The 22,668-nt window shown below is 39.4% G+C and carries 20 protein-coding genes; 8 read left to right on the top strand and 12 right to left on the bottom strand.

The genetic code is table 11. From position 1 onward, the window contains the following. The first annotated feature begins 107 nt into the window (after nucleotides 1-107). Nucleotides 108-584 (top strand): hypothetical protein, encoded by a 477-nt coding sequence (locus tag A9970_RS24390; protein WP_182984040.1) that lies wholly within the window; start codon nucleotides 108-110, stop codon nucleotides 582-584. Here A9970_RS24390 and A9970_RS24385 read toward each other — a convergent pair whose 3' ends face one another. Genes A9970_RS24385 through A9970_RS24375 form a run of 3 tightly spaced genes read right to left on the bottom strand, consistent with a single transcriptional unit; the run spans nucleotide 585 to nucleotide 3,356 of the window. Beyond that, nucleotides 585-1,361 carry an enoyl-CoA hydratase/isomerase family protein gene (locus A9970_RS24385; RefSeq protein WP_159731043.1) on the bottom strand — a complete coding sequence of 259 codons (777 nt, stop codon included), beginning with the start codon at nucleotides 1,359-1,361 and terminating at the stop codon, nucleotides 585-587. Continuing rightward, nucleotides 1,362-2,201: a hydroxymethylglutaryl-CoA lyase gene (locus tag A9970_RS24380; RefSeq protein ID WP_120332633.1), complete on the bottom strand. Its 840-nt coding sequence runs from the start codon at nucleotides 2,199-2,201 to the stop codon at nucleotides 1,362-1,364. Nucleotides 2,202-2,207: 6 nt separating this feature from the next. After that, nucleotides 2,208-3,356 (bottom strand): acyl-CoA dehydrogenase family protein, encoded by a 1,149-nt coding sequence (locus tag A9970_RS24375; protein ID WP_182984039.1) that lies wholly within the window; start codon nucleotides 3,354-3,356, stop codon nucleotides 2,208-2,210. 154 nt (nucleotides 3,357-3,510) lie between these two features. Between A9970_RS24375 and A9970_RS24370 the strand changes: the two genes are divergently transcribed. After that, a complete protein-coding gene (locus A9970_RS24370) occupies nucleotides 3,511-5,118 on the top strand; it encodes an acyl-CoA carboxylase subunit beta (protein ID WP_182984038.1) in 1,608 nt (535 codons plus the stop codon). A 91-nt stretch (nucleotides 5,119-5,209) separates the two neighbouring features. Here A9970_RS24370 and A9970_RS24365 read toward each other — a convergent pair whose 3' ends face one another. Together A9970_RS24365 and A9970_RS24360 are read right to left on the bottom strand one after the other, a co-directional pair. After that, a complete protein-coding gene (locus A9970_RS24365; RefSeq protein WP_182984037.1) occupies nucleotides 5,210-7,138 on the bottom strand; it encodes an acetoacetate--CoA ligase in 1,929 nt (642 codons plus the stop codon). Nucleotides 7,139-7,260: 122 nt separating this feature from the next. Then, the gene (locus A9970_RS24360; protein ID WP_182984036.1) at nucleotides 7,261-8,307 is read right to left on the bottom strand and encodes a ferredoxin--NADP reductase; all 1,047 of its coding nucleotides are present in this window, start codon (nucleotides 8,305-8,307) and stop codon (nucleotides 7,261-7,263) included. Between the two features lie 253 nt (nucleotides 8,308-8,560). Here A9970_RS24360 and A9970_RS24355 point away from each other — a divergent pair, with 253 nt between their 5' ends. Further along, nucleotides 8,561-9,277 (top strand): superoxide dismutase, encoded by a 717-nt coding sequence (locus A9970_RS24355; RefSeq protein WP_159731051.1) that lies wholly within the window; start codon nucleotides 8,561-8,563, stop codon nucleotides 9,275-9,277. 54 nt (nucleotides 9,278-9,331) lie between these two features. Here A9970_RS24355 and A9970_RS24350 read toward each other — a convergent pair whose 3' ends face one another. Then, nucleotides 9,332-9,730, bottom strand: coding sequence for an SRPBCC family protein (locus tag A9970_RS24350; RefSeq protein WP_182984035.1), 399 nt, complete (start codon nucleotides 9,728-9,730; stop codon nucleotides 9,332-9,334). Between the two features lie 20 nt (nucleotides 9,731-9,750). Next, nucleotides 9,751-10,401 (bottom strand): orotate phosphoribosyltransferase, encoded by a 651-nt coding sequence (gene pyrE / locus A9970_RS24345; RefSeq protein ID WP_182984034.1) that lies wholly within the window; start codon nucleotides 10,399-10,401, stop codon nucleotides 9,751-9,753. 22 nt (nucleotides 10,402-10,423) lie between these two features. Between pyrE and A9970_RS24340 the strand changes: the two genes are divergently transcribed. The 4 genes from A9970_RS24340 to A9970_RS24325 all read left to right on the top strand — a co-directional run bounded on the left by A9970_RS24340 (nucleotide 10,424) and on the right by A9970_RS24325 (nucleotide 13,446). Continuing rightward, the gene (locus A9970_RS24340) at nucleotides 10,424-11,011 is read left to right on the top strand and encodes an NUDIX domain-containing protein (protein ID WP_232475558.1); all 588 of its coding nucleotides are present in this window, start codon (nucleotides 10,424-10,426) and stop codon (nucleotides 11,009-11,011) included. A 58-nt stretch (nucleotides 11,012-11,069) separates the two neighbouring features. Continuing rightward, nucleotides 11,070-11,786, top strand: coding sequence for a 3-ketoacyl-ACP reductase (locus A9970_RS24335; protein WP_182984033.1), 717 nt, complete (start codon nucleotides 11,070-11,072; stop codon nucleotides 11,784-11,786). Nucleotides 11,787-11,905: 119 nt separating this feature from the next. Beyond that, the gene (locus A9970_RS24330; protein WP_182984032.1) at nucleotides 11,906-12,967 is read left to right on the top strand and encodes an NADH:flavin oxidoreductase/NADH oxidase; all 1,062 of its coding nucleotides are present in this window, start codon (nucleotides 11,906-11,908) and stop codon (nucleotides 12,965-12,967) included. An 86-nt stretch (nucleotides 12,968-13,053) separates the two neighbouring features. Next, nucleotides 13,054-13,446: a VOC family protein gene (locus A9970_RS24325; protein ID WP_120332627.1), complete on the top strand. Its 393-nt coding sequence runs from the start codon at nucleotides 13,054-13,056 to the stop codon at nucleotides 13,444-13,446. A gap of 64 nt (nucleotides 13,447-13,510) precedes the next feature. Here the strand turns inward: A9970_RS24325 and infB are convergent, their stop codons facing one another. The 4 genes from infB to A9970_RS24305 form a co-directional block, all read right to left on the bottom strand. Further along, nucleotides 13,511-16,660, bottom strand: coding sequence for a translation initiation factor IF-2 (gene infB, locus A9970_RS24320; RefSeq protein WP_153848248.1), 3,150 nt, complete (start codon nucleotides 16,658-16,660; stop codon nucleotides 13,511-13,513). A gap of 103 nt (nucleotides 16,661-16,763) precedes the next feature. Then, nucleotides 16,764-18,005 (bottom strand): transcription termination factor NusA, encoded by a 1,242-nt coding sequence (gene nusA / locus A9970_RS24315; RefSeq protein ID WP_070567754.1) that lies wholly within the window; start codon nucleotides 18,003-18,005, stop codon nucleotides 16,764-16,766. Between the two features lie 5 nt (nucleotides 18,006-18,010). Then, a complete protein-coding gene (gene rimP, locus A9970_RS24310; protein WP_159731061.1) occupies nucleotides 18,011-18,475 on the bottom strand; it encodes a ribosome assembly cofactor RimP in 465 nt (154 codons plus the stop codon). 237 nt (nucleotides 18,476-18,712) lie between these two features. After that, nucleotides 18,713-19,489 (bottom strand): LexA family transcriptional regulator, encoded by a 777-nt coding sequence (locus A9970_RS24305; RefSeq protein WP_153848246.1) that lies wholly within the window; start codon nucleotides 19,487-19,489, stop codon nucleotides 18,713-18,715. 102 nt (nucleotides 19,490-19,591) lie between these two features. On the opposite strand from A9970_RS24305, the gene A9970_RS24300 reads away from it, so the two are divergent. Beyond that, complete coding sequence (locus tag A9970_RS24300) at nucleotides 19,592-19,915, top strand: GIY-YIG nuclease family protein (RefSeq protein WP_159731063.1); 324 nt, start codon at nucleotides 19,592-19,594, stop codon at nucleotides 19,913-19,915. 72 nt (nucleotides 19,916-19,987) lie between these two features. Here A9970_RS24300 and A9970_RS24295 read toward each other — a convergent pair whose 3' ends face one another. Continuing rightward, nucleotides 19,988-22,249, bottom strand: coding sequence for a transglycosylase domain-containing protein (locus tag A9970_RS24295; RefSeq protein ID WP_310889302.1), 2,262 nt, complete (start codon nucleotides 22,247-22,249; stop codon nucleotides 19,988-19,990). Between the last annotated feature and the right edge of the window lie 419 nt (nucleotides 22,250-22,668).

Genomic DNA, 22,668 nt, shown 5'->3' with positions numbered 1-22,668 from the left:
ATACTTTGAACAACAGATTAGTCAACTGATGAAAAACCGCCGTCTATTTTATGCGATGATATTGCTTAAAATAGCATTAAATCTATTTTATTACCATCTTTGTCTGTATGATGAATTACATTTATCCTTTCATTCTAGCGATGCATTCTTTATGGAGATGGGAGGTACTGATTGTACTAACGATTAGTCTCGTGAATTTTTTTCACAAAAGAAAAAAGGAACATCCATTCTCCCCTACCGATCAATTTCTTGTAAAAACTACGGTTATTTCTTTTTATATTCAGCTAGTTTTAGGTTTTAGCCTCTATGTACTGAGCCCCATCACACAGTACTTCCTGCAACATTTTGACGAAGCAGTTCACCTCAGGCAAATTCGCTTCTTCGGCATGGAGCACAGTAGCATGATGATTATTGCCGCAATCTGCTTAACATTAGGTGCCCTTAAAAGCAAAAACGCCGATACAAACGATCGACGTTTTAAAATATTATTAATCTGGTTTGGACTAGCTCTCCTGATCGCTCTTAGCTCCATTCCCTGGGAATTCTCGCCGCTGACAAGCAGACCTAGTTTTCGATCATTTTAATTAGCTATTTTGCCAGTTGGCTTTTCTTTTATTTCGCATTGCATCCATTCCCTCTTTGAAATCATTGGTTTTACGTAAATCTGCCAAGCTCTCCAATAGAAAGTTATACTTATCATCATAATCTTGCTCTTTTAATTTTCGCAGTGCTACAAAACCCCGTGATATAGCCAAGGGTGCATTTTCCAGAATCGTCCTTTTCAATTCAATCAATACTGTTTCTTCAGCATCCAGCATGCCATACAAAATTTCTTTTTCCAAAGCCTCCTCAGCAGAAAAAGACCGACCACTGATACAGAGATCCATCGCTTTTCTTTCAGGCATATATTCTGTAAGCAACGCCAACACCTGAAATGGAAAAAGTCCAATTTTCACTTCAGGCAAAGAAAAACGTACATGTGGGAGAGCAAACAAATACGTACAGGATAATGCTATCAAAAAACCACCTGCAATAACATCTCCCCTAACAACACAGATTGAAGGCTTATCTAAACAGGCAAATATTTCTGCCAGTGATTTTTCAACCTTGGGAATTGCCGAATTTCCAATATCTAATGTAGGGTCCTCAAAAGCTTTAAGATCCATACCAGCACAGAACACGGGACCTTCAGCCTCTATTTGTACTAAACGAACATCAGGATTGCTATTCGCCAGATTCAATGCATAGGCTATTTCGCTCACCATTGTCGGACTAAAAGCATTTCTTTTATCCGAACGGGCTAAGGTCAAGTTGAACACATGCCCCTCAACGTGCACTTTAATAAAATTCAGTTTTTCCATCTACAAAATCATTTGTCTGAAACTATGCTCCAATCCGATTATTTCAGCATCAGTTCCTCGTCCAAAATAATGCAACAACAGCTCTGAAGGTATATTACCGACCAAATCATCTTTTGCAAATGGACAGCCGCCATAACCGAGCAATGCGCCTTCAAATTTACGGCAACCTGCGAGGTAAGCTGCTTCAACCTTTGCAAGACTTTCCTCTCGCCTTGCATGAAAATGTGCACCTACTTCCAGTGTTGGAAAACGAGTTTTAACAAAACTAAATAATTCTGAAATCTGATTTGCATCGGCTTCTGAAGTTGTATCTGCCAAAGAAAATTCCCGAATGCCAAGATCGCATAATTTTCCAATCCACTCTTCTACCAAAAGTGGGGACCAAGGGTCACTATATGGGTTTCCAAAAGCCATGCTAATATAAACGACCAGAGATTTATGCTGTGAGTCGGCCAAAGCTTTCATTTCTTTTACCTGCTGATAAGAAGCCGCCAAGCCCATATTGGTATTTCGAAGTTGAAATGTTTCCGATATTGAAAATGGATACCCTAAAAAGTGGATTTTTTCCTCTAGAGCTGCCTCCTGCGCACCCCGAAGATTGGCAACAATCGCCAATAACTTCACTTTCTCATTCGTTCTGATTCCTTCCAGTACTGCTTTTGTATCCGCCAACTGCGGAACTGCTTTCGGCGAAACGAAAGATCCAAAATCAATAACATCAAACAGCCCACTTTCGATTAACGTATTGATATGTTTAATTTTCTTATCTGTCTCAATAAAGTTATGAAGCCCTTGAACAGCGTCTCTTGGGCAATCAACCAATACAACTTGATCCCTCATAATATGCTATAAAATATCTTTCTCAATCTCTCTAGCGATCACCATTTTCTGAATGCTTGAAGTCCCTTCACCTATTGTACATAACTTGGCATCTCTAAAAAACTTCTCGGCAGGATAGTCCTTTGTAAATCCATAACCGCCAAAGATTTGTACAGATTCATTCGAGACACTAACGGCAGCCTCTGACGCATAAAGTTTAGCCATCGCACCAATTTTAGAAACACGATCTCCATGATCCTTTAAATAGCCTGCCTGCCTCGTCAACAGTTCACTGGCTTCCACCTGTGTAGCCATATCTGCAAGTGCAAAAGAAACCGCTTGAAATTCGTAAATCTTTTTCCCAAACTGCTCACGCTCGTGCGCATATTTCAACGCGCACTCGTAAGCTCCGCGTGCAATACCCAAAGAAAGTGCCGCAATAGAAATACGTCCGCCATCCAATAATTTTAAGGCCTGCACAAACCCCTGCCCTTCTTCACCGATGAGTTGATCCCGATGAATCCGACAATTATCAAAAAACAGACAGGCAGTTTCTGAGGCGCGCATCCCTAATTTATTTTCTTTCTTTCCTGCGGTAAATCCAGGTGTACCTTTCTCAACAATAAAAGCCGACATCCCTTTTTTATCTCCCTTGACCCCCGTCCGCGCAATAACGACAGCAACACTAGAACTGATGGCATGCGTGATAAAATTTTTAGAACCATTTAACACGTAGTGATCACCATCTCTCTCAGCAAATGTCGTCATTCCACCAGCGTCCGAACCAGAACCTGTCTCTGTAAGTCCCCAGGCACCGATCCATTCAGCTGTCGCCAACTTTGGAAGATAACGTTTCTTCTGTTCTTCACTAGCAAAGCTTAATATATGATTTGTACATAACGAATTATGCGCTGCTACGGAAAGTCCAATTGAGCCACACACCTTGGAAATCTCATCCAAAACAGTAATATACTCCTGATATCCGAGTCCCGATCCACCATATTCTTCTGGAACGATCACACCCATGAAACCGTGTTCGCCTAACTTTTTAAAAACTTCTATTGGAAATATTTGGGCTTCGTCCCATTCCATCACATAAGGTTTGATATGATACTGTGCAAAATCTCGTGCACTTTGTCTGATCATATCCATTTGTTGTTTATTTTCAATAAACATAAGCATGAATATTAAATTTACAATCGGTAATTCAATTCAAATATATCAAAATATTTAGGAATAAAATTGCAAATATTTTAAAATTTTATTTTAAATTTATCTAAAAATAAGAAATTCTTAATTCAACAGCTTTTTAAAACCAAGATTATAAATTATGAAGGAGCTACTCGCATTACTTCGCCAAAAAAGAGAAAATTTAAAACTAGGTGGTGGCATCGATAAAATAAAAAAACTGAAAGAAAAGGGCAAAATGTCAGCCTGGGAACGAATAGAATATCTACTGGACCCAGACCGAGAATATCTGGAAATAGGCATGTTTGCCGGCGAGGGAATGTATAAAGAACATGGTGGATGCATAAATGCAGGCTGTGCAGCGGTACTAGGCTATGTAAAATCCAAACTATGTGTCATCGTCTCTAACGATGCAACCGTAAAAGCAGGAGCCTGGTTCCCTATTTCTGCCAAGAAAAATCTACGCGCACAGGAAATTGCCATGGAAAACAATCTTCCAATTATTTATTTGGTAGATTCTGCAGGCGTATTTTTACCGATGCAGGATGAAATATTTCCCGATAAAGAACACTTTGGCCGCATATTCCGTAACAATGCCCGAATGTCTTCCATGGGAATACCTCAAATTGCAGCAATCATGGGAAGTTGCGTGGCAGGTGGCGCTTACCTCCCTATTATGTCCGACTACGCCTTTATCGTCGAAGGAACAGGCTCTGTATTTTTAGCAGGCCCATACCTGGTCAAATCTGCAATAGGTGAAACCGTAGACGCTGAAACACTCGGCGGAGCTTCTACCCATTCGGAGATCTCCGGCGTGACAGACAATAAATTTCCCGACGACCAAAGTTGTTTAGAGGCTATAAAAAATGTTATCGATAAAATAGGTGGAAATCCAAAAGCTAATTTCAACAGAAAGAAAAGCCTTCCTCCAAAAACAGATCCGAGTAAAATAGTAGAGATTCTTCCCGAAGACAGGACAAAACCTTATCGCATGCAGGATATCTTGAATGCAATTGTAGATGCAGAGACTTTAGAAGAATACAAACCCGATTATGGAAAAACAATTGTATGCGCCCTCGCACGCGTAGACGGCTGGGCTGTCGGGATTGTTGCCAATCAACGTGAAATTATCAAAGCCAAGAAACCCGGCAACGCAATGGAAATGCAGATGGGCGGGGTCATCTATAGTGATTCAGCAGATAAGTCAGCGCGCTTCATCATGAATTGCAACCAGCAGAACATTCCGCTTGTGTTTTTTCAGGACGTCACTGGATTTATGGTAGGAAGCCGATCAGAACAAGGGGGGATTATCAAAGACGGAGCAAAAATGGTAAATGCAATGGCCAATTCCGTAGTCCCAAAGTTCACTTTTATTGTTGGAAATAGTTATGGCGCAGGAAACTATGCGATGTGTGGAAAAGCGTATGACCCACGACTAATCTACGCTTGGCCAACTGCCCAAATGGCTGTCATGAGCGGTGCCGCTGCGGGCAAGACACTGTTTCAAATCCAAGAATCAGCTTTAAAAACCAAGGGTCAAGAAATCAATGAAGAAGAAAAAAACAGTCTCCTTAAATCAATCGAAGATCGGTACAACGAGCAACTGAGTCCGTATTACGCTGCTGCAAGATTATGGGTTGATGGAATTATAGCACCTGAAGAAACACGAAAAGTCATCAGCATGGGAATTGAAGCTGCCAACGAAAAGCCTATTCTAGAACGGTATAATGTAGGTGTTATACAGGTCTGAGTGGAGTAAAATTAAATTAGAAAACCCCTCAAACGATAAACTTCGTCATCCGAGGGGTTTACTAATTAGGTATTTTTATAGCATACTATACTTAAGATCTTCTCCAGATTTTACTTATCGCTTCAAAGTCTAACAAAGATTCTCTGTTCCGCATAATATCTACTGACACCGCTTTTTCTACGGGCATCCCCGAAAAAATCTTCTTAATAGGCAGCTCCAGTTTTTTACCGCTTAACGTGTAAGGAATAGCCGCTACCTGAAAAATATCGTCAGGCACATGTCGCGGACTATATTGCTGCCGAAGCTCCCTTTTAATTTCCCCTTTTAACGCATCATTCAATAAACCATTATCCAATTGAACAAAAAGCAACATATCAGATGATCCATTTTCATGATCTACACAGATAACCAAACTATCCAAGACCCCTTCGGTTCTATTTAAAACATTATAGATCTCTGCAGTACCTATACGTACACCACCCCGGTTCAGCGTTGCATCTGAACGACCGTACATAATTATGCCATCATGTGCAGTGATCTTAATCCAATCACCATGACTCCAAACACCGCTATATTTATCAAAATAACTATCAAAGTATTTTTTATTCGCCAAATCATTCCAAAAATAGATGGGCATACAGGGCATGGGAGCTAAAATAACAAGTTCTCCCACCTCTCCATAAAGATGATGACCATTCTCATCAAATGCTTCTATCTTAGCTCCTAGGGTGCGACATTGAATCTCTCCCGCATAAACATCAAGCAATGTACACCCCGAAAGAAAGGCACTGCAAACGTCTGTACCACCACTTAGCGAGACAATTTGACTCTTTGGAAACTGTACATTTAGCCATTCAAACACATCTGGTGGAAGTGGTGAACCTGTCGATCCTATTGTTTTCGGCTGATAAGCCATGGATTTTAAATCTTGATCCTGACAGGAGATGAGATAAGCAGCGCCAACGCCAAAATGATCCACCTTGCTTTCCCGAGCAAAGTTCCATAGACTCAATTTATCGGGATAATTCGTGGCCCCATCATATATACACAATGTATTTCCCATTAAAAGGGCCGAAAGCGCGTAATTCCACATCATCCATCCGGTAGTGGAATACCACATGAATCGATCCCCCTCTTGCACATTTTGATGCAGTCCAAGTGCTTTCATATGTTCTAGCAGCATACCACCAACTCCATGTGTAATGGCTTTGGGCTTGCCAGTAGTTCCCGAAGAATACAAAATCCATATTGGAGCATCAAAAGGCATTGCTGTAAATTGGAGCTCAGCTTGTGTAAGATCCTTTTTCAGAATCTCTTCCCAAATATTGTCATCAATCAAAACACAAGCCAGTAAAGATGGTAGCCGCAGAGAAAGTTGTTTAATACTCTCCGCCTTTTCAAAAAGACGGCCATTATAGTAATAACTGGAATTTGCGAAGAGCACTTTGGGTTCAATCTGCTCAAAACGATCCTGAATACTCGCCTCCCCAAAGTCGGGCGAACAACAGGACCAAACAGCACCGATGGAATTGGCAGCCAAAAATAACGCAACAGCTTCAATGCCATTAATCAATATGCCAGCTACGCGATCTCCATTTTGTACACCTAATTCTTTCAAGTAGACCTGAAGTTTGAGAACCATGGATTCCAACTCAGTCCATGACACCTCTCTTTTAGCTTGCTGTTCAGATTGAAAAATTAATGCGGGACGCTTTTCCGTTGTGTTTCGAAATACGTGTTCAGCATAATTCAAGGTAGCCCCCGCAAACCACTTTGTTCCGATAAAGCTTGAGGAATCTGCTGGCGACTCAACAATGGTTGTAAAGTCTGAATGAAACTTTATATTAAAATAGGTGGCTATACTCTTCCAAAAACTAGCCAGTTCCGTCGTAGACCATGCCCAAAGCTCCTGATAGGATGGAAAGAATAAGCCATGCTCCTTCTCAACATATTGTTTAAACTTATTGATCTCAGATTGAGATTTTTGCTCTTCTGTTGGGCTCCAGAGTAATTTCCCCATAATAGTTAGCTATAAAACGGTTATATCCAAACTTAGATAAATTTACTTGTATATGCAATTTTAAATATTTCTGGCGCCCCATAACTGCACACCATATTTTTGGATTAAATACCAATGCTCAATTATAGTACTTCAATAGCGGTATTCATTTCTACCGGATGCCCCGTGCACAAAAGTATTCTTCCTTGTTCAACTTCGCGATCTGTTAACACCTCATTATAGTCCATTCTTACTTTCCCCCTTGTACACTGCGAAATACACGTACTACACATACCGGATTTACAGGAATATGGCAACTTAATTTTATGCTCTAGCCCTATATCTAAAATAGATTTATTGTAGGGAACCTCTAGATTATAAGTTTTACCTTGAAAAGATAGTTCGATGGCATAGGTTGTTCTATCGACTTCCTTTTCGGTCTCATCATCATCATCCTCTTCATTTTCGGGCAATAGAAATGTCTCTCGTTTTATCTGATTGGAATCAAATCCCATCCCCAAAAGTGTAAAACGACATAAGTCCATATAAATCACAGGACCGCAAGTATAAAACAAAGCATCTTCCTTATTTCCAAACAAATGATCGTTAACAATAGCATGTATATAATCTCTATTTAACCTGGCTTTCATCAAGTATTTACTATTGGAGTAAATCCACACAATAGTTAAGCGATCAGGAAATCGATCTGCCCAGTGCTCCAATTCCGATCGGAACGGTGTTAACTCCAGCGTACTATTACTGTAAATTAACACTATTTTGGACTTACTTTCAGCAAGAAGCGCTGTTTTCAGAATAGCATACAAGGGTGTAATGCCAATTCCTGCAGCAAACAAAAATAAGGTCCGAACCTTTTCCGGTTCAGGTTCATATACAAATAAACCCTGAGGTTCCATTGCATTGACGATATCCCCCTCCACAATAGTATGGTGGAGCAGTCGGGATATTTCCCCATTTTCGACACGCTTAACAGTGATACTTAAGGGCTCATTATTATCAGGCGAACTATTAAAAGAATAAGAACGACGTACCTCACGATCACCAAACACAAAAGAAAGTGTAATAAACTGCCCAGCTTTATAGGAAGGATAGTCTCCTGCTATAGATTCAAGCTGAAAAGTAATGTTATTATTAGGTTGGGGGATAATTTTTGAGATCCTTAATGTATACATAAATCAAACTTAGCTAAATTTGACTTTATAAACAATTATAATTCTCTAGCTACCCTGCCCTAAGACTGCCTTGAATCGCTCGTAAAAGGATGCAAATTATGTGTAGCATAAACCAAAATTCAAAACAATATATGCCGACTTAAAAGATGAATTTATAACAATTTTGTTGTATTACAATTAACAGACAATTCTTGCACAATATTTGTAAAATTTCACGTTATATTTATATCAAAACTAATCACAATAAGATTATATGCAAACACGCAGAAACTTCCTTCAAAATGCAGCAAAAGCTACACTAGGCATCGCTGTATCTGGATCAATATTACAAGATATTGCTTCCGCGAAAGCTACTGAATTAAATGCCGCTACTTTAAAGTTTTCCCAAGTAAAATTACCTTTCAGTTATGCCGCTTTGGAGCCTAATATTGATGCGTTGACAATGGAAATCCATTATACAAAGCACCATATGGCCTATATTAACGCCGTTAACGAAGCCATTCTTGCTGAAAATATCAAAGAAGCCTCAGAGGAGCAACTTCTAGCAAACATATCTAAGTACTCTCCCAAAGCAAGGAATAACGCTGGTGGAGCTTGGAACCATAACTTTTTTTGGGAAAGCCTGTCCGATAAGCCGAGCCAGCCCTCCGAAAAATTATTGACGATGATCAATAAGACATTTGGTTCTTTAGACAAATTCAAAGAACAATTTGCTGCAGCAGCAACCTCACGATTCGGTTCGGGATGGGCCTGGTTGATTTTGGATGACTCAGGTAACTTAAAAATTACCTCTACTCCAAATCAAGACAACCCTTTAATGGATGTTGCAGAGGTAAAAGGTATCCCCATTCTAGGTCTTGATGTATGGGAGCATGCGTATTATCTGCACTATCAAAACAAGAGAGCCGATTATATTAAAAATTGGTGGAATGTTGTGAACTGGAAAAAAGTCAATGAAAGACTAGCATAAAAAAAAGCTCGATTATTACTAATCGAGCTTTTTTTTATATCCGTTATAAACAACCTACCCTAACACTTCTTTTAATTTGTTGACCTGAAAATCAACTAATTTTTGAAGTGGTCCAGCAGCGATCATCTTCATCATCATATTAAGATCAGCATCGATAATAAAAGTTGCCTCTGTTACAGTATCACTAATCGCTTGCAATTCCCAACGAAGAGTAACCTCAAAAGGCGCTTTCTCCAAAGGAACCAACTTAATGATTTGATTTTCGACACGATCTTCTACCTTAAGTGCTAGCTTTGCCATATTCTGTATTGTAAATCGAGCTTCGTCCGTAGTCGAAGACCAATTGTAAATATTTTCCGGCATCAACTGTTCATGATTGTTGAGATCCGACAAAAATGTATACACCTCGCTGACATTTGTGTTGATTTCTGTTGTGTTCTGAATAGTAGTCATAACGATAAATTAATCTTCCTTTATTGAAAATTATCTCCCCAAGTAGCAGGATTCAATCGCCACTTTTTCAAGATCTCAATATCCTCCTCCAATACATAACTATTTTCAGCAGCGACCTGAATCAAAGCATCATAATTACATAAACTGAAATAAGGACATTTTGCATCGGCAAAATTATCAGTAGCTTGTTGCAATCCATAAGTAAAAATAGACACCAAGCCAACAACATTGCAGCCAGCCTCACGTAATGCCTTTACAGCCACTAAACTACTCTTACCTGTCGAAATTAGATCCTCAATTACAACTACACGTTGACCGCTAACCACTTCTCCTTCAATTAAATTCTGACGACCATGGTCCTTAGCTGAGCTTCTAACATAAGAAAATGGTAGTCCCAAATCCTGTGCTACCAAAACGCCTTGTGGAATACCTGCCGTAGCAACTCCAGAAATCATATCCACTGATCCAAACTCTTCCTGAATAAGCTTAGAAAGCTTTTGACGAATGTATGTACGGATCGATGGATGAGACAAAGTGATACGGTTATCACAGTAAATTGGAGACTTCCAACCCGACGCCCATGTAAAAGGACTTTTAGGTTGCAATTTTATTGCTTTAATTTGCAATAAGGATTCAGCAACTTTTTGTTCAACCTCATTTAAATTATTCATGGCGCAAATTTATAAAATTTATATGAACGAAACCGTGCTAATTTTAGCAGATTTCGTTCCATCGAAAACCAAAAACCCACAAACAATTAGTTTTCAAGAGATTGACCTCCAAAAACTTTTCAAACAATCTGAAATTGATAAAGTTCCAAAAACATATCTCTACATCAACAAGGATTTTGAAACTGTATTTCAAAACTTAAAAAATAAAATTAAGCTCATCAAAGCAGCCGGTGGATTGGTTAAAAACGGTGATGGGGATTATCTTTTTATCTACCGGTTGGGAAAATGGGACCTTCCTAAGGGCAAAGTGGAAGACAATGAAAAAATGCGGGAAGCAGCAGTACGTGAAGTCGAAGAGGAATGTGGTATCAAAATCAACTATTTGGGAAAGAAAATTACCACATCCTACCATACCTATTTTTTGCGAAATGGAGAATTCGTCCTGAAAGCAACAAACTGGTACGAAATGGGAGTGAATAAAGTCCCTAAACTGATTCCACAAACCGCAGAAGATATTACCAAAGCGGAATGGCGTCATGTGGACCAATTTGAAGACATACGGAACAACACTTACCCTATTATCGAAAATATCCTCAAAAAGGCAAAATAAGTTGCCTTTTTGAGGTTCATCTGACACGAATAAAAAAGATCATACCTATTTTTATGTTATGGAAAATATAACAGGAAAAAGAGCCTTAATTACAGGTGGTGCGCGGGGATTAGGAAAAGCAATTGCTTTCGCATTGGCCAAAGAAGGTGTACATATCGCGATTACTGGGAGAAATGAAGCTGCTTTGAAGGATACGGCTGCGGAACTTGCCGAGCTAGGCACCGAGGTCACTTATGCCGTTTTTGACGTATCAAATTATAGTGCTGTACAACAGGAGATCGAGCAACTGAAAAATACTTTCGGTAGCTTTGATATCTTAATTAACAATGCGGGAGTGGCATCATTTTCCTCTGTGCTCGACATGGACGTTGCCGATTGGACATCGATCATTCATACCAATCTCTTGGGTACATACTTTGTTACAAAAGCTATCCTTCCACAACTGATTGAAAAAAATCAAGGCGATATCATTATGGTATCTTCGACAGCCGGATTAAACGGTGCGGCCACCACTTCCGCTTATAGTGCATCAAAGTTTGGCGTCATTGGCTTCGCCGATTCTTTAATGCGGGAAGTACGGAAAAACAATATTCGGGTATGCACGCTAATGCCAAGCACGATTGCTTCCGATATGTCCAAAGAACTTGGACTTACCGATGGCGATCCAGAAAAAGTTCTCCAGCCTGAAGATTTCGCAGAGTTAGTGGTTGCTAATTTAAAACTGCCAAGAAGAGCAATGCTAAAATCAGCATCTTTATGGTCTACAAATCCTTAACAGTTGAACCACGGTTCACAAAGATTTAAATAAAGGCTTCTGAGGGCATCTCTTTACAAAACAAAGAATTGATCAAGGCAGGAGCTTTCCTTGCTCCTGCCTTCTATAAACACGCAATTATGAGTCAATTATTTTCATCAGTAAATATTGGAAACCTGCAATTGAAAAATCGTTTGGTCGTATCTCCAATGTGCCAGTACTCCGCAATGGATGGTTTTGCAAATAACTGGCATTTGGTTCATTTGGGCCAATTTGCAATCGGCGGAGCTGCAGCAGTAATACAGGAAGCAACAGCAGTTAGCCCTGACGGTCGAATCAGTGATGGAGACCTTGGTTTATGGGACGACCAGCATATCGAAAAATTAAAAGAAATAACCGAGTTCATTAAAGAAAATGATTCCATACCGGGCATACAACTTGCTCATGCGGGCCGCAAAGCAAGCAGTAATAAACCCTGGGTCGGGCGGAATCAATTTTCACCAGCGGATCCAAAGGGTTGGCAAACAGTCGCCCCATCTCCGATCCCTTTCCATTCTGGAGATTATGAACCACAGGAACTTGATGTAGACGCCATTGAAAATCTGATTGAACAATTCGGAACAGCAACGAAAAGAGCCATACAGGCAGGCTATGAAATTATTGAACTCCATGCCGCACATGGATATCTGATCCATCAATTTCTTTCACCACTGAGCAACTTACGGACAGACTCTTTCGGCGGGATCTTTGAAAATAGGATACGTTTTCTTATTGAAATTGTGAAAAGAGTAAAACAAGAAATAACAAGCCAAAGTTTATGGGTACGTATTTCAGCAACAGATTGGGCCGAAGCAGGCTGGGATTTACAGCAGTCTATAGCCTTATCACAACTACTGTATACATTGGGGGTAGATTTAATTGATGTCTCGAGTGGAGGCTTGGTCTCCTATCAAAAAATAGATGTAGGGCCAGCATATCAGCTCCCTTTCGCCATCGCGATTAAGGAACATACCAAGAATAACGTTGCCACAGTAGGTTTAATCAAAACGGCTATCCAAGCGTCCGAGATCATCGCTCAAAAGCAAGCTGATTTAATCTTAATCGCGCGGGGATTTCTTGATGATCCACATCTTCCATTACATTTTGCCAAAGAATTAAACGCTGACATCCCCTGGCCTAAACAATATGAAAGAGCAAAATAAGATGAAACATTGTAAATAGTCTGTATATGACCCATATCCTTAAGGAACAACCTTGTATAACAAACGCAATGAGATAAAATTTAATAATGAAATTAAACCTCAACAAGATACATCATATCGCTATTATCTGTAGTGATTATGAGCGTTCAAAGAAATTCTATACTGACATACTGGGCCTAGAGATTGCTAGAGAATACTATCGTGTGGAACGTGATTCCTACAAACTGGATCTCAAACTCAATGATCATTACATTATAGAACTTTTTTCGTTCCCATCACCGCCTAATCGGCTCAGCTTTCCAGAAGCCGCCGGTTTAAGACATCTTGCATTCGAAGTCGATAATCTCGACCTAGAATTAAATAAGCTCGAAAAAGCAGGTGTATCACACGAAGGGATCAGAATAGACGAGTTAACAAATAAACGCTTTACATTCTTCTTTGATCCTGATCAGGTTCCAATAGAACTATACGAACGTTAAAACAGAAAGCGGCATTGATTAAAATCAATGCCGCTTTCTGTTTTATTAGTGTATCACTAAGTGATTACAATTTACGTTTCACTTCAACTTGTTCGTAAGCTTCGACAATGTCTCCTACTTGAATATCATTGAAACGGTCAATATTTAAACCACATTCATAACCCATTGAAACTTCTTTCACATCGTCTTTGAAACGTTTCAAAGATGCCAGTTTACCGGTATGAATTACGACACCATCTCTGATTATGCGGATATCATTATTTCTATTGATCTTACCTTCTTTAACCATACATCCGGCAATCGTACCAACTTTAGAAATTTTGAAAGTTTCTCTGATTTCAACCTCAGCAACAATTTTCTCCTCAAATTTCGGAGCCAACATACCCTCCATCGCAGACTTGATTTCATCAATCGCATCATAGATGATCGAATATAAACGTACATCAATTTGCTCGTTCTCTGCCAACTTACGTGCGTTTTGTGTTGGACGTACTTGGAAACCTATGATGATCGCATCGGAAGCAGAAGCTAACAATACATCTGATTCAGAGATCGCACCCACTGATTTATGAATAATATTAACTTGGATCTCGTCAGTAGACAATTTCAATAATGAATCTGATAATGCTTCAATAGAACCGTCCACATCACCTTTAACGATAATATTAAGTTCTTTAAAGTTACCGATGGCCAAACGACGACCGATTTCATCCAAGGTAATATGTTTAGTTGCACGCATACCTTGCTCGCGTTGTAACTGAAGACGTTTATTGGCTACAGTTCTAGCTTCAGACTCGCTTTCAAGAACATAAAGCTTATCCCCTGCTGTTGGTGCGCCGGCCATACCCAAGATTTGTACTGGAACAGACGGTCCAGCCTCTTTAACACGTTCACCTCTTTCATTAGTCAAAGCCTTCACCTTACCTGAATGTGATCCCGCTAAAATAGGGTCTCCAACACGTAATGTACCACTTTGTATCAATACCGTTGTCACGATACCACGACCTTTATCCAAAGCTGCTTCAATTACTGAACCAACAGCGCGTTTTTTCGGATCAGCTTTTAGATCTAACATCTCAGCCTCCAATAGAACTTTCTCTAATAATAGGTCAACATTTTCTCCCGTTTTTGCTGAAATCTCTTGCGCTTGGAACTTACCACCCCAGTCTTCAACTAAGATATTCATCGCAGAAAGCTGCTCACGGATTCTATCAGGATTTGCTCCCGGTTTATCTACTTTAGTAAATGCAAATACGATTGGTACTCCCGCTGCTTGCGCGTGGTTGATTGCTTCTTTTGTTTGCGGCATGACTGCGTCATCCGCTGCAATAACGATAATAACAATATCCGTCACTTTAGCACCGCGAGCACGCATAGCCGTAAAAGCCTCGTGACCAGGAGTATCCAAGAATGTAATTTTACGGTCATCCTCCAATTTCACCGCGTATGCACCGATATGTTGGGTGATACCACCAGCCTCACCAGAAGTAACGTTCGCCTTACGGATATAATCCAATAAAGATGTTTTACCATGGTCAACGTGTCCCATGACCGTTACAATAGGGGCTCTTGAAACCAAATTCGCTTCGTTATCCGGTTCCTCAAGTTCAGCAGTCTCCTCATCCTCAGGTTTGATAAACTCTACCTGATAACCAAATTCATCCGCTACAATTGTTAAAGTTTCCGCATCTAAACGTTGATTAATTGACACGAACATACCCAAACTCATACAAGTTGCAATAATTTGGGTTACCTGAACGTCCATCAAATTAGCTAATTCGTTTGCAGTTACGAATTCTGTAACACGCAATATTTTCGCCATCATTTCTTGCTCCATTGCAGCTTCTTCTGCATGTTGAGCAACATCATCACGTTTCTGACGTCTCAATTTGGCACGTTGCGCAAATTTACCAGATTTACCTGCACCACTCAAACGAGCAAGTGTTGCCTTGATTTGATCTTGGATTTCCTTTTCAGTAGGCTCTTCCTTATTCTCAACAGGTCTTCCCTTACCTCTATTGTCAAAACGATTACCGTGTTGTGGTCTCGTACCTTGTCCTGGTCTACCTGGGTGTTGGTTGTTACCTCCTTGTCCCGGTCTACCATGCTGTTGGTTGTTGTTTTGCCCTGGACGATTGTTCGGGTTGTTGTTAGGACCATGATTCCCACCTCGGTTACCTCCTTGTTGGTCCCGGTTGTTGGGGTTGTTACCATCACGCGGCCCACGGTGTTGGTTATTATGACCTTGACCTTGCCCCGCATTTGGGTTTACTGGACCATTTGGATTCGTACGCTTACGCTTACGTTTCTCATTATTATTTCCAGCATTTGAAGATGAAGCCACTGGTTTGTGGGAAGGTCTAGCAGATGGTAATTCAATCTTACCAATGACTTTAGGACCTGTCAATCTTTCTGCGCGAGCAGAAATAATTTCATCTCCTTGTTTTTTCACAGGCTCCACTATTGGAGTTACTGGTACAGCTTTCGGCGCTGTTTCTTCTTTTTTCTTGTCTTCTACCTTCACAGGTTCAGTTTTTGTCTCTACAACCGGAGTTGCTTTTACTTCAGTTTTATTTACTTCGGGTTTTTCTATTTCAGCTTTTGGCACGACAACTTCCGGCTTCTTCTCAATAACCTTTGGTTCTTCTTTTTTCGCTTCAACAATAGGCGCTTTGACTTCGGCTTCTTTCTTTTCTTCCACCTTAGCTTCAGCTTTAACCTCTACAGGTGTTTCTTTGACGGTTTTTGGTTCCTCCTTAACAGGTTCTTCCTTCTTGACCTTACTTCCGCCTCTATTCAATGCGTCCAGATCAATCTTACCAACCACCTTCATACCACCTTGATGAACAGGCTCCTCTACTTTTGTAGGAGTAGTTTCCTTAACAGAAGGGATTTCTACCGTATTCTTGACCAAGATTTCCTTGGATTCGTCATGATCTTCGAAATCCTCATTCTTAGATGATTCCTTAGGAGAAGTGGACGGCGACTCCTCACGACGAATTTTGCCAATCACAATTTGTTTAGCTTCATCTTTCAGTGATTTGTCTCCCTGAAACTCTTTTAACAGCACACCATACATCTCTCCGCTCAATTTAGTGTTAGGCTTTGCTTCTACATCATATCCTTTTTTCACTAAACATTCCACGGCGGTATGTATCCCGATGTTGAGTTCCTTTGCTGCTTTAAGCAAGTTTGTTCCTTTTCCTTCAGTCATCTATAATATAAACTATTTTAATATAATTACAAAAATATGTTTTTTTCCATCCATAAACAATTTATTCCGAATGTTAGATAGAAAAAAATTAACGAGCTGAATTTTATTCAAATTCAGCTTGTAAAATACGTACAATCTCACGAACAGTATCTTCTTCCAAATCGGTACGTCTAACCAGCTCTTCTTCGCTAAGAGACAACACCGACTTCGCTGAATCCAAACCAACACGTTTCAATTCATCAATAACCCAGCTTTCAATCTCATCGCTGAATTCTTCGATATCAACGTCTTCATCAAACTCGTCATTTTCGCGATAAACATCAATTTCATAACCAGTCAATTTACCAGCCAATTTGATATTGTGTCCTCCACGACCAATTGCTAAAGAAACTTGATCCGATTTTAAATATACAGCCGCAGTCTTATTTTCTTCATCGATTTTGATTGAGCTAATCCTTGCTGGACTCAAAGCACGAGCGATATACAATGAATGATTTGTTGTAAAATTAATTACGTCAATATTCTCATTACGCAGTTCACGAACGATACCATGAATACGGGATCCCTTCATACCAACACAAGCTCCTACAGGATCAATACGATCATCATAAGACTCAACAGCAACCTTCGCTCTTTCTCCTGGTTCACGAACGATTTTCTTGATCGTAATCAAACCATCAAAAATTTCAGGAACCTCAAGTTCAAATAAACGTTGTAAGAACGCAGGTGCGGTACGTGAAATAATAATCTTTGGATTATTATTCATCATATCCACTTTATGCACAACTGCGCGAATACCATCTCCCTTTTTGAAATAGTCAGCTGGAATTTGTTCTGATTTAGGAAGAATTAATTCATTACCGTCCTCATCCAATACCAAGATTTCCTTTTTCCAAATCTGATAAACCTCACCAATGACCAACTCTCCTTCTCTATCTTTATATTTCTTAAAGACTTCGTCTTTTTCCAATTCCAAAACCTTAGATACAAGCGTCTGACGTGCAGCTAAAATTGCACGACGGCCAAAGCTTTCCAATGTGATCTGTTCAATAAAATCATCGCCTACTTCCAAATCTTCATCATGCTTTCTAGCTTCTGCCAATTCGATTTCAAGATCATCATCCTCTGAAAACTCATCTTCAACAACGACACGCGTCCTCCAAATCTCCAAATCTCCGTTATCTGGATTCACGATAACATCCACATTTTCATCCGTACCAAAACGACGACGGATCATACTACGAAAAACCTCTTCCAATACTGTAATAACAGTAGGTCTATCGATATTCTTAAACTCCTTAAACTCTTGAAAAGAGTCTATCAGATTGATGTTGCTGTTACTCATTATTATTAAAATGAAATTACCACTTTTGTTGCTTTTATTTGATCAAAAGGAAGTTCTTTTTCTACCTCTTGTGCTTTTTTACCTTTTTCTTTTATCTTCTGAAGAACATTGATCTTCATCTCGTCTACGGCCAATAATGTACCTTCAACTTTTGTATTATCGTTCAACTTCACCTGAACTGTACGACCTATATTCTTTTGATATTGTCGAATATTAACAAAATTAGCATCAATACCTGGAGATGAAACCTCTAAACGGTAAGCGTCATCAATTACATTTTCCTCCTCCAGGTGGAAACCGACATGACGGCTCACCTGTGCACAATCATCAATATTTACACCATTATCTCCGTCCAAAAGAATCTCAAGAATTTTATTTGGGCGCATCTTCACACTGACGATAAACAAATCCTCGCGATCTGCAATTTTTTCCGCGATGAGTTCAATAACTCTCTTTTCTATATGCTGCATTGTTCTGTTTCTAGAAATGCTAAATTAATTGAATTAAAAAAAGGGGGCAATACGAGCCCCCTTCCTTTCAGATATGCAAATATAGCATTTTATAAAATAAAAAACAAAATTAGATAGATTGTTTTTGTATCCAACACTCCTACATTCCCTATAAAAACAAGCTATCGATCGCTCCTCGGTCATAGAAATTCTCTTCACAGCGCAACTATATCATAAAAACACGCAGATAATTCCCCGCTATTTCGAACTATCTACCACCGCATTAATTGTTTTCTGCATCTGCGCCATCATGCTCGTCAATGTTTCCATTGTTGGCTCTGGCGTAGGCTCTGGCAGTTGTGTACTGATAAAAGCCTTCGCCTTCCACACCTCAAGAATATCGGCAGTCTCCACCCAGTAAGGCTCATATGTCTTATTATCAGAAACAAGTTTCAAACCTTTATCTTCTTTAAATTTAAAAGCAATACGTTTATACACCACGCCATCTTCCTTAGACAACACAACATAGGTACTCCCAGGTTTAATATCATGCCAATTTTCCACATACTCCGCTACAATAATGGACCCCGATGGCAAAGGTAACATCGAGTCCCCCTTTATTTCAAAAGCGCGAAATGTACCCTGACCAAACATAGGCAGCGAAAACTTAGGCAACTCAGCCACATATTCCGGATCCCCATACCCATTTAAATACCCGGCACTTGCCTTAACGGGAACAAGTTCGATATTTTCACGATCATCTGCGTCTACAGTCACACTAAGCACCCTTAAATTTGAGGCGTTGCTTTTGGGAACCGGCTTCCATTTATCATCAATAACATCGTTTGCCAACTCATCCATAGTCAAACCATAGAATTCGGCAATCTTCTTTAATAACTCATATTTGGGCTCTGCTCGATCTTCCTCGTACGCACCGACAGATGCACGCTTAATTTCCATAAGATCAGCAAATTGTTGCTGTGTGATTTTTTTTCCTTTTCGAAGGAACTTCAGATTGGACGAAATATTTGACATATTATTTTTTCAAAAAAACATTTTGCAAAAACTAATTTTATTAGTAATATTGTGCCAATAAAATTAGTAAATATATTTTAAACGTCCAAATAATTTAGCATTATGAACAATTTTATTGTATATATATCAACTGACAACAATCGTAAACACTTTAAAATCGGCCTCAGTTCCAATATCTTTAGTACAGTAATGGAATTACAGCAATCCAATAGTTTTATTTTCAACCAAGGACCTAGTTTAAATAGAATAATCTACACAGAATCTTTCACAAATTCGGAGACGGCCAATAAGAGAATAAGCGAACTGCAGCATTTTACGACCATGCAAGTCGAACGGCTCATTCGTAAATACAACCCTAACTGGAATAATCTTTTTCCACAGCAACACCAAGCGTTCAACAAGAGAGATTCCAACCACGCAGCCTAACATAAAAAAAGCCACCTTAGTTAAACTAGGCGGCCATCTTTATTTTTTAGATATAATCCTCTTTAAGTAGTATCAGTTTTGACTACCGACCTCCTCCAACGAGGATGACCCTTCGCTACTCGCTCCACTATCAGCACCTTCAGTATGATTACGCTCAACAGGATGCTCCGCTCCCTCTTCCTCTGGTCCAATAAATCCTTCATCAACAGGCTCTTCCACTTGTGTAGAATCACTCTGATCTGGCTCTGGATCACTATAACGCGGAGTTTCGCATTTGTAAGATTTCGTAATTTCAACAGTAGGACTAGGAAACTTACCTTGGGTATACCCCAACTGTTTATCTTTATAAACAGACTCCATATACACACCAAATATTGGCAATGCTGTACGAGAACCTTCTCCAGAATGGGAATTTTTAAAGTGAATACTCCGTTCGTCGCAGCCAACCCAAACACCTGTAACCAAATCTTTAGTTACCCCCATATACCAACCATCTACATATTCGGAAGAAGTACCTGTCTTTCCGCCGATTTCATTTTCCTTATCAAATAAATCCCATTCCCACAATCCCTGAGATGTACCTCCAGGTTCTTCCATACCACCACGCAACATATACGTCATCAACCAGGCATCTTGCTTATCCACCACTTGTTTACGCTCCGCCTGAAAAGTAGCAATAACATTACCATCATGATCTTCGATCTTAGACACCAATAAAGGAGTGACACGCTCACCGTGATTCATCATCGTTGAGTACCCATTCACCATTTCAAAAACAGAAACATCATTAGGTCCTAACCCTACAGAGGCAACCGGATTTAATTTACTCGTGATACCACAACGATGGGCTGCATCAACAACTTTCGCAGGCGTAACCATATCAGTCAATTGTACTGTAACGGAATTAATAGAACGCGCCATTGCATGACGCAGAGACATTTCTCGATAAGAAAAATTCCAGTCTGCATTTTTGGGTTCCCATATCTCCACGGAATCCCCTTTATCAATCTTGATCGTAACAGGCTTGTCGGTAATCTTATCACATGGAGACATCCCTGACTCCAATGCAGCCAAGTATACAAAAGGCTTAAATGTGGATCCCGCTTGTCGCTTCGCTTGCATCACGTGATCATACTTAAAATATTGATGGTTTATTCCACCCACCCAAGCTTTAATTTCACCTGAATATGGATCCATGGACATCATCCCCGCATTTAGCATCATGGCATAATATTTCAAAGAATCCATTGTAGACATATCCTTTTCGATCCTACTGCCATCCTTCCAATTATAGACTTCGATCTTCTTCTTTTTATTCAAGAAGTAACTGATGCTATCAGGAGTATTTGCATATTTCTTACTCAAAAAAGCATAATAAGGAGTTTTCTTAGCTAGATTATCCAAAAAATTAGGAATAACTTTACCTGACAGATCGCGCCAAGGCTCTTGTCCTTCCCAGGTATTATTTAAACGTTGCTGTAATTCCAACATTTGTTTTGCTACAGCTTCTTCAGCATGCTTTTGAAGTTTAGAATTTATAGTGGTATAAATTTTCAAGCCATCTGTATAGATATCATAATTATTATCTTCAGCCCATTTTTCCAACCACTTAGCTACAGCAGCACGTAAATAAGAATCCCCGCCAGCATTAAGGTCTTGACTATTCGTATTCAAAACAATCTTCTCTTTTACAAGGTTATCATATTCCTCTTTTTTCAAAAAACCACCTTTATACATTTGACTTAAAACGGTGTTTTTTCTGACAAATGCATTTTCAGGATTACGAATAGGATTATATAAAGTAGTACCTTTTAACATGCCGATCAAAACAGCAGCCTCATTTTGATTCAATTGATTGGCTCCTTTTGAAAAATAGCGTTTTGCAGCAGTCTCAATCCCATAAGCATTATTACTGAAGGATACTGTATTTAAATACATTTCCAATATCTGATTTTTAGAATAGCGTTGCTCCAATTTATAAGCCGTCATCCACTCCTTAAACTTCGTTACCACCAGGCCTGCAACAGGAAGACGTGTCAACAAACCACCCGCCTTATTATAACGCGTACGATAAAGATTTTTAGCTAACTGTTGCGTAATTGTACTCGCGCCACGCTTATCCCCTTTTAAAGTAGAGATAATACCTGATCCTAAACCAAAAAAATCAACACCATTATGACTATAAAAACGTACATCCTCAGTTGCTATCAACGCACTTGTAACCGATTTAGGAATGCTATCAAATGGAATTGGATTTCTATCCTCGTCGAAATATCGCCCAATTAAAACACTGTCTGCCGTATATAATTCCGTAGAAATATTAACGCTAGGCATAACAATATCCTTTTTTGTCGGGGAATAACCAAAGAGCCATAAAAAATTTAATTGTATAGCACAAATCAATATAATGACAAAATATATTGCTATAAGGAGATAACGAAGAATCCTATTCTTAATACGTTTAAACATAAATGGAAATTTATCTTATATTCAACACATCCGACCAGCAAAAGGTTTTACGCCCGCCCAATATGCCTTTTTATCTATTTTCAGGGGCTAAATATACAACTAAATAAATCGCTGTAATCAACTATTTACATTTTTTAACAATAAAAAACACCCGTCAAACAACTATAAAATGCCACAGAATTCCAAAGGGTCGATTTTGGAAATAACCACAACAATTCAATAGTAAAATAGCCGTCCGGAGAAAACAGACCCAATCTCATCTTTGTTTATAATTTTTGGCACCC

The organism is Sphingobacterium sp. UME9 (assembly GCF_014170215.1).
Taxonomy (GTDB): domain Bacteria; phylum Bacteroidota; class Bacteroidia; order Sphingobacteriales; family Sphingobacteriaceae; genus Sphingobacterium; species Sphingobacterium paramultivorum.
Note: the sequence above shows the minus strand (reverse complement) of the source record. Positions and strands in the feature narration are given on the sequence as shown.

Bases quoted from the DNA above. Each gene is read 5' to 3' on its own strand.
- A9970_RS24330 (WP_182984032.1), top strand. From the start codon at position 11,906: ATGAGTCAATTATTTTCATCAGTAAATATTGGAAACCTGCAATTGAAA.
- A9970_RS24295 (WP_310889302.1), bottom strand. From the start codon at position 22,249: ATGCCTAGCGTTAATATTTCTACGGAATTATATACGGCAGACAGTGTT.
- pyrE (WP_182984034.1), bottom strand. From the start codon at position 10,401: ATGAATAATTTAAATGAGGTTGAACAAAAAGTTGCTGAATCCTTATTG.
- A9970_RS24390 (WP_182984040.1), top strand. From the start codon at position 108: ATGATGAATTACATTTATCCTTTCATTCTAGCGATGCATTCTTTATGG.
- A9970_RS24340 (WP_232475558.1), top strand. From the start codon at position 10,424: ATGAACGAAACCGTGCTAATTTTAGCAGATTTCGTTCCATCGAAAACC.
- A9970_RS24350 (WP_182984035.1), bottom strand. From the start codon at position 9,730: ATGACTACTATTCAGAACACAACAGAAATCAACACAAATGTCAGCGAG.
- A9970_RS24360 (WP_182984036.1), bottom strand. From the start codon at position 8,307: ATGTATACATTAAGGATCTCAAAAATTATCCCCCAACCTAATAATAAC.
- A9970_RS24355 (WP_159731051.1), top strand. From the start codon at position 8,561: ATGCAAACACGCAGAAACTTCCTTCAAAATGCAGCAAAAGCTACACTA.
- A9970_RS24365 (WP_182984037.1), bottom strand. From the start codon at position 7,138: ATGGGGAAATTACTCTGGAGCCCAACAGAAGAGCAAAAATCTCAATCT.
- A9970_RS24335 (WP_182984033.1), top strand. From the start codon at position 11,070: ATGGAAAATATAACAGGAAAAAGAGCCTTAATTACAGGTGGTGCGCGG.
- A9970_RS24370 (WP_182984038.1), top strand. From the start codon at position 3,511: ATGAAGGAGCTACTCGCATTACTTCGCCAAAAAAGAGAAAATTTAAAA.
- A9970_RS24375 (WP_182984039.1), bottom strand. From the start codon at position 3,356: ATGTTTATTGAAAATAAACAACAAATGGATATGATCAGACAAAGTGCA.
- nusA (WP_070567754.1), bottom strand. From the start codon at position 18,005: ATGAGTAACAGCAACATCAATCTGATAGACTCTTTTCAAGAGTTTAAG.
- rimP (WP_159731061.1), bottom strand. From the start codon at position 18,475: ATGCAGCATATAGAAAAGAGAGTTATTGAACTCATCGCGGAAAAAATT.
- A9970_RS24305 (WP_153848246.1), bottom strand. From the start codon at position 19,489: ATGTCAAATATTTCGTCCAATCTGAAGTTCCTTCGAAAAGGAAAAAAA.
- A9970_RS24325 (WP_120332627.1), top strand. From the start codon at position 13,054: ATGAAATTAAACCTCAACAAGATACATCATATCGCTATTATCTGTAGT.
- infB (WP_153848248.1), bottom strand. From the start codon at position 16,660: ATGACTGAAGGAAAAGGAACAAACTTGCTTAAAGCAGCAAAGGAACTC.
- A9970_RS24300 (WP_159731063.1), top strand. From the start codon at position 19,592: ATGAACAATTTTATTGTATATATATCAACTGACAACAATCGTAAACAC.
- A9970_RS24380 (WP_120332633.1), bottom strand. From the start codon at position 2,201: ATGAGGGATCAAGTTGTATTGGTTGATTGCCCAAGAGACGCTGTTCAA.
- A9970_RS24385 (WP_159731043.1), bottom strand. From the start codon at position 1,361: ATGGAAAAACTGAATTTTATTAAAGTGCACGTTGAGGGGCATGTGTTC.